Below are 12,427 nucleotides of genomic sequence, written 5' to 3' on the forward strand. Positions count from 1 at the left end.
ACATCGAGCGCGATATGTTTGGGAATGTTGAGCCCGCACATCCAAGGGCGATGTCGCATTACCGCTCCTTCTTTTGTCTCCTGCCGCCGCCAAAATTGGCGCAGGAGCTGGAGCATCGGGCGGAGCGCTGGGCACGGCCGCGTGGCGTCAGGCGCGTGACCGCGGCCGACCGGCTGCACATTTCGCTCAATCGCTTGCCAGACGGTGAACTTACGGCGCCCGAATTACTCGATGACGCAATTGAGGTCGGCGCGGCCATGCACCGTGCCTCGTTTGATCTTTGTTTCGATGTGATGGAGGCCTGGAACGGCCCCAAGGACGACAGCGGACGGCGTCAGTTCGCTGTCGTTCTGAAATGCTCGACCCCGCCGCGCGGCGCGGAAGACCTTTATCGTGATCTGCGCAAAGAGATGACCCGCTATGGGCTGCCTGTGGGCCCGCTGAAATTCGAGCCGCACATCACGGTGTGGTATCAGCATGGTCGGTTCGAATCCAAACGGCTGTCTCAGCCGATCCGCTTCCGTGCCGATCGCTTCTGGCTGGTGCATAGTATTACCGGGGCAAGGCGCCTCGAACACATCGCGTCCTGGCCGCTGAAATTCTGATTATTCCGCCGCCGGCTGCGCCATGGGGGCCGAACGGAGCGGCGCCAGCCAGCTTACGCGCTGGCCAATCCAGTCGAGCACCACCAGTGCCAGCCGTTCCACCGGTTTCCTGAACCGCCATTCGAACAACGTGGCAAAGCCTATCGCCAGCAAAAAGGTTGAAACCACTGTCACGACAAGCGCGGCATGCGCCGGCATGTAGAGGTCGAGCGTCGTCAGCATGCTGATCCCGACATTCTCGTGAATGAGATACCAGGAGAAGCTGAGAAGCCCAACTTGGGCAATGCCGAATGACAGCCCGGGCACCGATGGCATGGGCGTGCCCCGAACGAAGCGCACGAAGAGGGCAACGAGGGCAAGGTAGACCAGCGCGCATACCGTTGCCGTGAGCCAGCCATCATGTAGCTCGAACGAATAGGCTTCGATCCAGACCACCACAGTTGAAACGACGATATTGGCGGCCAGCAGCCTGCCCGTGCCCGGTGTGCCTGCCTCAAATTGACGCCCCAAGATGCCCACGGCGAAAAAGCTGAGATAGGGCGCGATGGCGAGGAATTTCAGCATGGATTGGGGCGTGATTGGCCCGCTGCCCACATGGGAAAACAACGTCGACACCGCCCAGATCGGCGCCATTATCAAGGCGAGCCAGGCAAAGACGCGCGTAAACCGCTCCCGGTCATGAAAAATGCCGGCCAGCAGCGCCACCAGCAGATAGAACTTCACCTCGACAGCAATAGACCAGAACGAACCATCGACCCACTCGCCAATCTCGCCGACGAAAAACAGGTTCATCACCACATCGAGCAGGTTCGGCGGGATCACATGGAATTTCGCTTCCGGCACCGAGGGGATATAGGCGACGAGCCCGAAGACGAAGAGGATCAATACGGCCGCGACGAAGGCGGGATAGATCCGCGAAATGCGCCGCGCGAGGAAAACGCCAACCGTCGCCGAGCGCTCCAGCGTCATGAAAATGCAGTAGCCCGAGATGATGAAGAAGAAATAGACCCCGACCCAACCGAAAAATACCGGCCAGGGCGCGCCTTCTGTGATGTTGAGCGCATAGGCGGGCAGGCGGGCGGTAAAATGGAACAGCACGACGAGCAGGATGGCGATCCCGCGAAACATGTCGATGGTCTGGTCGCGCCTGGCACTCATTCGGAGGTCTCTGCCACGGCCGCAATCTAGCCCGAGCGCGGCACATACAGACATTAATGCCATGGGAGCGGTTAATAACCTCGGTTTTGCGCCGTGCAATTTGCATTCCGGGGGCAGCGTGATAAACGTGCCCCGGATTTGCTTGAGACCCAGAGACCGCCATGGCCGAGGACAATATTTTCCGTGAAGTTGACGAGGAGCTCCGCTCCGATCGCATGCGGGCGCTTTGGCGCCGTATTGCGCCTTTCGTCATCGGTGCGGCCGTGGCCATTGTTGCCGTCGTCGCGGTCAACGAAGGCTGGTCCTGGTACACCAACAGCCAGTCGGCCCGCTCGTCCGAGGAGCTTTATACGGCCCTCGCCAGCGCCGACAAGGACGACCTGACCGCCGCCCAGGCCGAGCTCGACACGCTCGCCGCCAACGGTTCGGGCGGCTATCCGGTGCTTGCCGAATTCGCCAAGGCCTCGCTGCTCGCCAAGTCGGGCGATACCGCCGGCGCCGTTGCTGCCTATGACTCGCTGGCCAATGCCCAGTCGAACGTGCGCCTGCGCGAACTGGCCCTGCTGCAGGCTGCGACCCTGCTGGTCGATACCGGCACCCTGGCCGATGTCGAGGCCCGCGTCGGCACCATCGCCACGGACGACAATCCGATGCGCCGCGTCGCCCGCGAACTCATCGGCCTCGCCCAGTTCAAGGCCGGCGATGCCACGGCCGCCAAGGCCACCTTCGAAGCCGTGCTCAACGATCCGCTGGCCCAGGAAGGCATTCGCAATCGCGTCGCCTACTACATCGCCCAGATGACCTCGGCTGGCCTCATCGCCGAAGAAACCGCTTCTGACGCCGAAGTCGCCGCCGACGCCATCGACACCATCATTGATGGCGACGAGGCGACGCCAGCGCCTGCCGCGCAGTAAACATAGAACCAGCTAGGGAGCGACCATGACGGTCACAGTAGCCATTGTCGGTCGCCCCAATGTTGGCAAGTCGACCCTTTTCAACCGTCTCGTCGGCCGCAAGATCGCGCTCGTCGATGATACGCCGGGCGTAACGCGCGACCGCCGCGAGGCGGAGGGTCACATTGCCGACCTCAGCTTCCGCGTGCTCGACACGGCGGGCTATGAGGACGTCACCGACGGCAGCCTCGAAGACCGCATGCGCCAGCAGACCGAAATGGCGATCCGCGAAGCCGACGTGATCCTGTTCATGATCGACGCTCGCGCCGGCGTCGTCCCGCTCGATCAGCGCTTTGCCCAGGTTCTGCGCAAGGCCGGCAAGGACGTCCACCTCGTCGGCAACAAGGCTGAAAGCAAATCGGCCGAGCATGGCCTCGTGGAAGCCTTCAAGCTCGGCTTTGGCGAACCCATCGCGCTGTCGGCCGAACACGGTCTCGGTCTCTCCGAGCTCTATTCCATCGTCTCCGCCGCCATCGACGTGGCCGAAGAGAAGAAGGCGGCTGAGGCCGCCTCCGGCGCAGAAGCGTCAGGCGATCTCGATGAACTGCCCGAAGTCGACGTCGATATCACGCCCGACATGCTCGAAGGCGAGGGCGACGAGGCGACGCTGCGCTGGAACCCGCGCCGCTACCTCAACGTCGCCATTGTCGGCCGCCCCAATGCCGGTAAGTCGACGCTGGTCAATCGCATGGTCGGCACAGATCGCGTTCTCGTCGGCCCCGAAGCCGGCATCACCCGCGATTCCATTCTCGTTCCGTGGGAATGGGAAGGCCGCGTCATCAATCTCGTCGACACCGCCGGCATCCGTCGCCGCTCGCGCGTCAACGAAAAGCTCGAAAAGCTGGCCGTCGGCGACAGCCTCCGTTCGATCCAGTATGCCGAAGTCGTCGTGCTGCTGCTCGATGCGACCATTCCCTTCGAAAAGCAGGATCTGGCTCTCGCCGATCTCGTCGAGCGCGAAGGCCGCGCCATGGTCATCGCTCTCAACAAGTGGGACCTGATCGAGGACAAGAACGCCAAGCTCGCCGAGCTGCGCGAGGAGTGCGAACGCCTCTTGCCGCAGGTGCGCGGCATTCCGCTGGTCACGCTGTCGGGCCTTACGGGGCGCAATATCGACAAGCTGATGCAGGCGATCTACCAGGTCGAACGCACCTGGAATTCCCATATCTCGACCGCCAAGCTCAATCGCTGGCTGGCCGCCATGACCGAGAGCCACCCGGCTCCCGCCGTCTCCGGCCGTCGCCTCAAGATGCGCTACATGACGCAGGCCAAGACCAGGCCGCCGAGCTTCATCGTCTTCGCTTCGCGCCCGGAAGTGGTGCCGATGTCCTATCAGCGCTACCTGGTCAACGGGCTGCGCGAGAGTTTCGACATGCCCGGCACGCCGATCCGTCTCTGGCTCCGCGGCGGAAAAAATCCCTACGCCGACAAGAAAAAATAGAGGCAGGTCGCCTCTGCGCTTCACGTCCATGAAGTCGTTATTGCCCGGTTTGTCCGGGCAATTTTCATTCAGTCGCGAAAATGACAAGGGGCTGGGGACAAATTTTCGTCCCGTCATTTCAGTCCATTGGCCTATTCACATCGGGCAGCCTTGCCCTATAGTGCGCGCGTCGTAGCACCCCGCCATTGGTAGCGGCGTGTCAACTTTGCACTTTGTTGCTTACAGAAATCATCATCGTCGTCGTTCTGATTCTCGTGAACGGCGCCTTGGCAATGTCCGAACTGGCCGTTGTTTCGTCCCGCTCCGCTCGTCTCAAGGTCATGGCTGACCAAGGAAACAAGGGAGCAGCCACGGCCATAAGATTGGCCGACGATCCCGGCAAGTTTCTTTCCTCCGTACAGATCGGTATCACCCTCGTCGGCATCCTCTCGGGTGCCTTCTCCGGTGCCACGCTCGGCGCACGTCTGAGTGTCTGGCTCGCCCAGGTTGGCGTGCCCGCCAATATCGCCGATGTCGGCGGCGTCGGTCTCGTCGTCGTCGTCATCACCTATGGCTCGCTCATTCTGGGCGAGTTGGTCCCCAAGCAGATCGCCCTGCGCAATCCTGAAATGGTGGCCTCCTATGTGGCCCAGCCCATGGCCATCATCGCGCTCGTCGGCTCGCCCATCGTCTGGCTGCTCGACGTGTCGGGTAAGCTGGTGCTGCGCCTCCTCGGCCAGAGCGGCCAGAGCGAAGAGCAGGTGACGGAAGAAGAAGTCCGCACCATCATCGCCGAAGCAACCTCGGCGGGTGTCTTTGAAACCGAAGAACACTCGATGATCTCGGGTGTCATGCGCCTCGCCGACCGTTCGGCACGCGGCCTCATGACCCCGCGTCTCGATGTTGTTTCCATCGACGTCGAAGACAGCTTTGAGGACAATCTCAAGATCATCCTCGGCACCTCGCACTCCCAGGTTCTGGTGCAGGAAGGCAATGCCGACTCCATCCTCGGCGTCCTGATCCTCGCCGATCTCCTGCCCGCCCTCGCAACCGGCCAGCAGCCGGACCTGCGCAGGCTGGTCAAGCCGCTCCCGGTCGTCATGGAACATGCCGACGCTCTCGACGTGGTGGAGGCCATTCGCCAGTCGAGCGTGAAGATGGTTCTGGTGGTCGACGAGTACGGCCACTTTGAAGGCATCGTCACCTTTGGCGACGTGCTCGAAGTCATCACCGGCGTTTACAACGAAGAGCCGGGCGATGACCCGACCATCGTGCAGCGTCAGGATGGCTCCTGGCTCGTCGCTGGCTGGATGCCGGTGGACGACTTCTCCGAGCGCTTCAAGATCTCGGTGCCCAAGGATGCCCGCTACGAAACCGTAGCCGGTTACATCCTCTCGGTGCTCAACCGCCTGCCGGCAACGGGGGAAACCTTCGAGCGCGATGGTTGGCATTTCGAGGTCGTGGATCTCGATGGCCGCCGCATCGACAAGGTGCTGGTTTCGCCACTGCAGCCGAGCGAAGGCGTTTAACAAATAGAAAAGGCCCCGGAGAAATCCGGGGCCTTTTTCTTTGTATCGTGGATCATCCGATCATGGCGACCGGTGGGTCAGTAGACCTCAGAGGTCTTCGAACACACCCTTGGTCACGTCGAACAGCCGGCCATTCTCGGTCACCTCGGCGCTCAGCAAATCCACCAGCTTCGGCGCAATGTCGGATGGCTGGGGCAGGGTGTTCGGGTCTTCGCCCGGCATGGCCTTGGCCCGCATCGCCGTGCGCACGGCGCCGGGATAGAAGACATTGGTCTTCACATTGGTCGTATTCATCTCGCCGGCATAGGATTTGACCATCGCATCGAGCGCGGCCTTGCTGGCGGCATAAAGGCCCCAGAACGGCCGGGCCGAGCGGGCAGCGCCGGACGACACGAATACCGCGCGCCCCGCCGCCGATTGGCGCAGCAGCAGGTCGAGCGAGCGCAGCAGCCGATAATTGGCCGTGACGTTGATCGCAAAGACCTTGTCGAATTCATCGGGCTTCAGATGCGGCACCGGGCTGAGCGTGCCAAGCAGGCCCGCATTGGCTACCAGGCCATCGAGATGCCCCCAACGCTCGAATATGGCCGCACCCAGGCGGTCAATGGCATCGCCATCGCGCAGGTCGAACGGCACCAGCGTCGAAGAGCCGCCCACTTCCTGAATAGCGTCGTCGAGTTCTTCAAGGCCGCCCACGGTACGCGCCACGGCGATCACGTGGGCGCCACGGCGTGCCGCCTCGACGGCCGCCGCATAGCCGATGCCACGCGAGGCGCCGGTGACCAGCACAACCTTGCCGGTCAGTTCGGTATTGTCAGTCATTAACCCGCTTCCTTGAGCAGCGAAACCTGCTTGGGATCGTTGTTGGAGCGACCATTGAGGTCGGTGAGAAGGGTAGGGTAGTCGCCCGTGAAATAATGATCGGTGAACTGCGGCGCTGCATTATTGCGCTTCTCCCCACCGACGGCCTCGTAAAGCCCATCGATGCTGAGGAAGGCCAGCGAGTCCGCCCCGATGAACCGGCACATGGATTCGAGGTCGTGATACTGGTTCGCGAGCAGCTTGTCCGGATCGGGCGTATCGATGCCATAATAGTCCGAATGGAAGATCATCGGGCTCGCGACACGGATATGCACTTCCGTCGCCCCGGCATCGCGGATCATCTGCACGATCTTCACCGACGTCGTGCCGCGCACGATGGAATCATCGATCAGCACTACGCGCTTGCCGGCAATCTCGGCCCGATTGGCCGAGTGCTTCAGGCGCACGCCGAAAGCGCGAATCTGCTGGGTCGGCTCGATGAAGGTGCGGCCCACATAGTGGTTGCGGATAATGCCCAGCTCGAACGGAATGCCGCTCTGCTGCGCATAGCCGATCGCCGCCGGCGTGCCGCCATCGGGAACCGGCACCACGACGTCAGCCTCAACCGGAGCTTCCTTGGCGAGGTTCATCCCGGCATGCTTGCGCGCCTTATAGACGCTGCGGCCCGAAACCATGGAATCGGGACGGGCAAAATAGACATATTCGAAGAGGCACGGACGTTCCGGCGCCTTGCGGGCCTGCTTGCGCTCTTCGATCGAGATCGAGCCGTCCGGCTGGATTTCGCAGATGATGACTTCGCCGTTTTCGACGTCGCGAATGTACTTGGCGCCAATGATATCGAGCGCACAGGTTTCCGAACAGAAGATCGGCTTGCCATCGAGCTCGCCCATCACCAGGGGGCGAATACCCACGGGATCGCGCGCCGCGATCAGCTTGGTGCGCGTCAGCGCCAGCATGGCATAGCCGCCTTCCATCTGCCGGATCGCATCGATGAAGCGGTCGGTGGTGGAAGAGTGGCGCGAGCGGGCAATGAGGTGCAGCACGACTTCGGTGTCTGAGGTCGACTGGCAGATGGCGCCTGTCGCGATGATCTGCTTGCGCAGCGTCAGGCCGTTGGTGAAATTGCCGTTGTGGGCAATGGCGATGCCGCCGGCTTCAAGCTCGGCAAACAGCGGCTGCACATTGCGCAGCGCCACTTCGCCGGTTGTCGAATAGCGCGTGTGGCCGATCGACATGGTGCCCGGCAATTTTGCCAGAAGGGCAGGGTCGGTATAGTGGTCGCCCACCAGGCCCATGCGCTTTTCCTGGTAGAATTGGCGCCCGTCGAAGCTGACGATCCCCGCTGCTTCCTGGCCGCGGTGCTGCAGGGCATGAAGACCAAGCGCGGTCAGCGTTGAAGCATCGCTATGCCCCAAAATGCCAAACACGCCGCACTCTTCATGCAGCGTGTCGCCTTCAAGATCGAAATCGTCGTCGCTCGGGAGGGTCACCGAACTTCTCCATATCGTTCTGCTCACCCATCGCCAAAGCGATAGGCGCCGGCCGAGCCGGTCTCTTGGTTCACGCCAATAGCGCATTTTGCGGCCAGCGACCAATGACAGAATTGGGCGTCAGGCCAGAGGCGGGCGCGGGGCGCCCGTCCCGGATCAGGTCTGGGTCTGGCCGTCGACCGGTGCTTCGGTCGGGTCCACAGTGCCATCGATCGTCGGATCGACAGGCGGCACTGTTTCCTGCGGGGTCGCCGGGGCTTCCGGATCCGAAGTAAGGTCAGCGCCGCCGCCCTGCAGAATGTCGTTGACCTGCTGCTCGAGCCCTTCGGGCAGCATGGAGATCAGGGTCTTGCCCATATTGTCGAGATAGGGCAGCGACTGCGAATTACGCGCCCATTCCGGCAGGTTGGTGCCGAGCAGCCAAACGCCGAAAATCGTGATGACGATGGCGATCAGCACGCCACGCAGCACACCGAAAATGAAGCCCAGCGTACGGTCGATCGGGCCGATGCGGCTGTCGACAACAAAATCGGCAATACGCATCGTGAGCAGGTGCAGCACGATCAGCGAGACGATGAAGCTGACCACGACCGTAGCGATATTGGCCACGATTTCTTCAGCGATGTACTGCTGCGCGATATCGGGGTGGTAGAGGTACATGTAGATGGCGATGGCGGCGGAGCCGGCCCAAGTCGCCAGCGACAGCACTTCGCGCGTCAGGCCCCTGGCCGTTGCCAGAATGGCCGAGATCAACACCAATACGCCCACACCAACGTCAAACGCTGTCAGCATATGTTTTCGCTAGCTCCACTTGCCGTCGGCCTGTTGCCGCGACCATTAGCGACTTTGCGCGCCCCTGCCAAGGCCACGAGCGCGCGAGGAACGCGAACATTCAGAGATTCTTAACTTACCAGCCTTCCGGCTCGGCCACTGGCTTCTTGCCATTGGCCGCAATTCGCCCAACCATTTCCGACAATTGCGAAAACTCCGTGACCTCGAAGCCGTTGGTCTTGTCCACATTGTTGACGCGCCCGGTAACCACCGACTGGAACCCCAGCTTTTGCGCCTCGCGCAGCCGCAGCCCGGCATGCGACACCGGCCGCACCCCGCCCGCCAGCGAGATTTCGCCGAAATAGACCGCCTCTTTGGGCAGGGGCGAACCCGTCAGCGACGAAATCAGCGCGGCCGCGACGGCGAGGTCGGCCGCGGGTTCGGTGATTTTCAGCCCACCGGCGACATTGAGATAGATGTCATTGGCGCCGATCCGCACCCCGCAGCGCGTCTCGAGCACGGCAAGCACCATAGAAAGGCGCTGGGTATCCCAGCCCACCACAGCCCGTCGCGGTGTGCCGAGCGGGGAGGGCGCCACCAGAGCCTGAATTTCGATCAGGATAGGCCGCGTGCCTTCCATGCCGGCAAAAACCGCCGAACCTGCCGCATCCTGGTCACGCTGGTCGAGGAACAGCGCCGACGGATTGGCCACCTGTTCGAGCCCGCGCTCGGTCATGGCAAAGACGCCGATCTCGTCGGTCGCCCCATAGCGGTTCTTCACCCCGCGCAGGATTCGGAACGTGTGGCTTGAATCCCCCTCGAAATAGAGCACCGCGTCGACCATGTGCTCGACCACGCGAGGCCCCGCGATCTGCCCGTCTTTCGTGACGTGCCCCACAAGCACCACGGCCGCGCCGGACTTTTTCGCAAAGCGCGTCAGCGCCTGCGCCGAGGTGCGCACCTGCGTCACCGTGCCCGGCGCGCTTTCCACCCGGTCGGTCCACAGCGTCTGGATGGAATCGATGATGACGAGATCCGGTGGCGGCCCGTTCTCGAGCGTCGCCAGGATAATCTCGACATTGGTTTCCGCCGCCAGCAGCACGTCGGCCTCGCCGAGCCCCAATCGCTGCGCGCGCAGCCGCACCTGTGCCACGGCTTCTTCACCCGAAACATAGATGACGCGCTTGCCCTTGTTGGCCAGCGCCGCCGCCGATTGCAGCAGCAGCGTCGATTTGCCTATGCCCGGATCGCCACCCACCAGCAGCGCTGATCCCTTCACAAAGCCGCCGCCGGTCACGCGATCAAGTTCCGCGATTCCCGTCACGACGCGCGCCGCGCTCTCGGTTTCCCCCGACAGCGGCTGGAGATTGGCCGGCCTGCCTCCAGACTTTGCCGCCTTCGGCCCCGCGCCGATGCCGCTATCGACCAGTTCTTCGACAATGGTGTTCCATTCGCCGCAGGCGTCACATCGCCCCTGCCAGCGGGTCGTTACGGCGCCGCAGGACTGGCAGACGAAATTGGATTTGTTCTTGGCCACTATGCGTTCTCTCGCGCTGCGCATCGTTCGGCGATGCGCCGCACGCTATTCCAGTTCCGGGACGTGTTGGTCCCGCAATTCTTGTCGATCAGCCGGATGAGTTTTCCCGACTGCGCTACGTCCCGGGTGAAATCGACGACGAGGTGGTCATGCACCACATGCACCGTCTCTGGTCCGTCATGGCCCTTCAGCCAGCCGAAATCCGGCTTCTTGCTGGCAAAGAAATAGACCCCGGTCTGGTTCGGTCTTTCCGCCGCCGCCTCCGAGATCGGATCGGCCTGCATCAGCTTTTGTAATAGGGCCGGCTTGCGCACCACTGGCACGACATTTTCCCCAAGCCCAAAGCGGCGCAATACGCCAACCGTGGTGGTCACGACCGCCGTCTCGGTCCCCTCGAACCCGGCAATCATATTGCCCGTATTGACCAGCGTTTCCGGCGCGACGAAGCCGGCCGCCTCGGAAGCCTCGCGCCACTGCGCCATGGACATGAGCTTGTGCGTCACCGGCCCGATGGCGCGCAGCAGGATCACATATGTGCTTGGGTTCAGCGCCAATCCGGTCGATTCCCTCTTGGCGACGACGCTAGCAATTTTGTTCGGTCCATTCAAGAACGAATGGGGAACAAAGCCTACTCCGGCAGATATCCATTGCCGACATAGTTGCGGGTATAGCGGCCCTTCAGCGCCGTAAGCAGCTCATAACCGATCGTGCCGGCCACATCCGCCTGTTCGTCCACACTGACATTGGGCCCGAAGATTTCGACGCCCTCGCCGGGCTTGGGCAGGTTGGGCCCAAGTTCGGTGATGTCGACAATGCTCTGGTCCATCGAAATCTTGCCGATGACCGGGCACAGTTTCCCGCGCACGAACACTTTCGCGCCCGGCCGCGCATTGGTTCCCGACATGGCGCGCTGGAAGCCGTCGGCATAGCCGTGCCCGATCACCGCCAGCCGGCTATCGCGCGAGAGGGAATAGGAGGCGCCATAGCCCACCGTTTCGCCGGTCCGCGCTTCGCGAACCTGAAGCACCGGCGCGTGCAGCGTCACCACTGTCGCCATCGGGTTCTTGCGTCCGACAACGGCACGGCCGCCATAAAGTGCGATGCCCGGCCGCACCATCTGGAAGTGATAATCACGCCCGGTCATCAGGCCGGCCGAATTGGCGAGCGAAGCGGGAATACCCGGAAACTGGTTCAGCACTGAACCGAACAGCGCCAGTTGCGTGCGATTTTTCTCGTGGCTCGGAATATCGGCGCAGGCGAGATGGCTCATCACCATCTGCGGAGCATAGCTCAGCCGCGCAATGCGCTCGCGCACGATCACCGCCTCATTGAGCCGGAAGCCCAGCCGGTTCATGCCGGTATCGAAGTGGAAAGCGCTGGGATAGGCCTCGTTGCGCTCGACGCATTTGCCGAGCCACTCTTCGAGCATGTCCATCGAGGAAATGACCGGCATCAGGTTCTGCCGGATGTAGAGATTGGCTGCGCCCGGATAGAGCCCGTTGAGCACGAAGATATGGGCGCTGGGCAGGGACGTGCGCACGGCAATGCCTTCGTCCGGCGTCGCCACGAAGAAGAACCGCGCACCAGCCGCGTAGAGCGCCGTCGCCGCCATTTCGATGCCGGTGCCATAGGCGTCAGCCTTGACGACCGCAGCCGTCAGCGCGCCCTGGCTCACCTTGTCTAGGGCGTTCCAGTTTCGGGCAAGTGCCCCGAGATCGACAGTCAGTTGGCTCCCGAGGCCCGAGGTCAGCTTCATACCTATTCCATGCGTTCAGGCAGATAGTCTGCCCGTGCGAGGTTACCGAAGCGTGTGAACTGAGCCTCAAAGCTCAACTGCACGGTTCCGGTAGGGCCATGGCGCTGCTTGGCAATGATGACTTCCGCCTTGCCGTGCACCTGTTCCATTTCCCCTTGCCAGGTGATGTGCTCTGGCGTGCCCTCTTTGGGTTCCTTGTTCTTGAGATAGTACTCTTCGCGATAAACGAAAAGCACCACGTCAGCGTCCTGCTCGATAGAACCCGATTCGCGCAAATCCGCTAGCTGAGGATGCTTGTCGTCGCGCGACTCGACCTGACGGGAGAGCTGGGACAGCGCGATAACAGGCACTTCCAGCTCCTTGGCCAGCGCCTTCAGCGTCGTGGT

The 12,427-nt window shown here is 62.2% G+C and carries 12 protein-coding genes; 4 read left to right on the top strand and 8 right to left on the bottom strand.

Annotation, left to right across the window (positions count from 1 at the left end; translation table 11 throughout):
* Window positions 1-155: 155 nt before the first annotated feature.
* Window positions 156-605: a 2'-5' RNA ligase family protein gene (locus ABW043_RS21900; RefSeq protein WP_353923314.1), complete on the top strand. Its 450-nt coding sequence runs from the start codon at window positions 156-158 to the stop codon at window positions 603-605.
* On the opposite strand, the gene ABW043_RS21905 is transcribed toward ABW043_RS21900, so the two are convergent.
* The gene (locus ABW043_RS21905; protein WP_353923315.1) at window positions 606-1,763 is read right to left on the bottom strand and encodes an acyltransferase family protein; all 1,158 of its coding nucleotides are present in this window, start codon (window positions 1,761-1,763) and stop codon (window positions 606-608) included.
* A 161-nt stretch (window positions 1,764-1,924) separates the two neighbouring features.
* Between ABW043_RS21905 and ABW043_RS21910 the strand changes: the two genes are divergently transcribed.
* The 3 genes from ABW043_RS21910 (at window position 1,925) to ABW043_RS21920 (ending at window position 5,665) form a co-directional block, all read left to right on the top strand.
* Window positions 1,925-2,677, top strand: a complete 753-nt coding sequence (locus ABW043_RS21910; RefSeq protein ID WP_353923316.1) for a tetratricopeptide repeat protein — start codon at window positions 1,925-1,927, stop codon at window positions 2,675-2,677.
* Between the two features lie 25 nt (window positions 2,678-2,702).
* Window positions 2,703-4,157 carry a ribosome biogenesis GTPase Der gene (gene der, locus ABW043_RS21915; protein ID WP_353923317.1) on the top strand — a complete coding sequence of 485 codons (1,455 nt, stop codon included), beginning with the start codon at window positions 2,703-2,705 and terminating at the stop codon, window positions 4,155-4,157.
* 230 nt (window positions 4,158-4,387) lie between these two features.
* Window positions 4,388-5,665: a hemolysin family protein gene (locus tag ABW043_RS21920; RefSeq protein ID WP_353923325.1), complete on the top strand. Its 1,278-nt coding sequence runs from the start codon at window positions 4,388-4,390 to the stop codon at window positions 5,663-5,665.
* Window positions 5,666-5,752: 87 nt separating this feature from the next.
* Here ABW043_RS21920 and ABW043_RS21925 read toward each other — a convergent pair whose 3' ends face one another.
* From ABW043_RS21925 to ABW043_RS21955, 7 genes are all read right to left on the bottom strand, one after another.
* Complete coding sequence (locus ABW043_RS21925; protein ID WP_353923318.1) at window positions 5,753-6,487, bottom strand: SDR family NAD(P)-dependent oxidoreductase; 735 nt, start codon at window positions 6,485-6,487, stop codon at window positions 5,753-5,755.
* Window positions 6,487-7,992, bottom strand: a complete 1,506-nt coding sequence (gene purF / locus ABW043_RS21930) for an amidophosphoribosyltransferase (RefSeq protein WP_502908697.1) — start codon at window positions 7,990-7,992, stop codon at window positions 6,487-6,489. Before purF ends, ABW043_RS21925 begins: the two co-directional genes overlap by 1 nt.
* 141 nt (window positions 7,993-8,133) lie before the next feature.
* Window positions 8,134-8,769 carry a CvpA family protein gene (locus ABW043_RS21935; RefSeq protein ID WP_353923320.1) on the bottom strand — a complete coding sequence of 212 codons (636 nt, stop codon included), beginning with the start codon at window positions 8,767-8,769 and terminating at the stop codon, window positions 8,134-8,136.
* A gap of 115 nt (window positions 8,770-8,884) precedes the next feature.
* Window positions 8,885-10,285 carry a DNA repair protein RadA gene (radA, locus tag ABW043_RS21940; RefSeq protein ID WP_353923321.1) on the bottom strand — a complete coding sequence of 467 codons (1,401 nt, stop codon included), beginning with the start codon at window positions 10,283-10,285 and terminating at the stop codon, window positions 8,885-8,887.
* On the bottom strand, window positions 10,285-10,839 hold the full coding sequence (locus ABW043_RS21945; RefSeq protein WP_353923322.1) for a DUF1697 domain-containing protein: 555 nt from the start codon (window positions 10,837-10,839) through the stop codon (window positions 10,285-10,287). The genes radA and ABW043_RS21945 overlap by 1 nt, the downstream gene beginning before the upstream one ends.
* A gap of 74 nt (window positions 10,840-10,913) precedes the next feature.
* Entirely contained in the window at window positions 10,914-12,041 is a 1,128-nt protein-coding gene (gene alr, locus ABW043_RS21950; RefSeq protein WP_353923323.1) for an alanine racemase, read from the bottom strand.
* A 2-nt stretch (window positions 12,042-12,043) separates the two neighbouring features.
* Window positions 12,044-12,427: DnaB-like helicase C-terminal domain-containing protein (locus tag ABW043_RS21955; RefSeq protein ID WP_353923324.1), on the bottom strand; the 384-nt coding region annotated here is incomplete at its 5' end.

Source organism: Devosia sp. (assembly GCF_040509215.1).
Classification (GTDB): Bacteria; Pseudomonadota; Alphaproteobacteria; order Rhizobiales; family Devosiaceae; genus Devosia.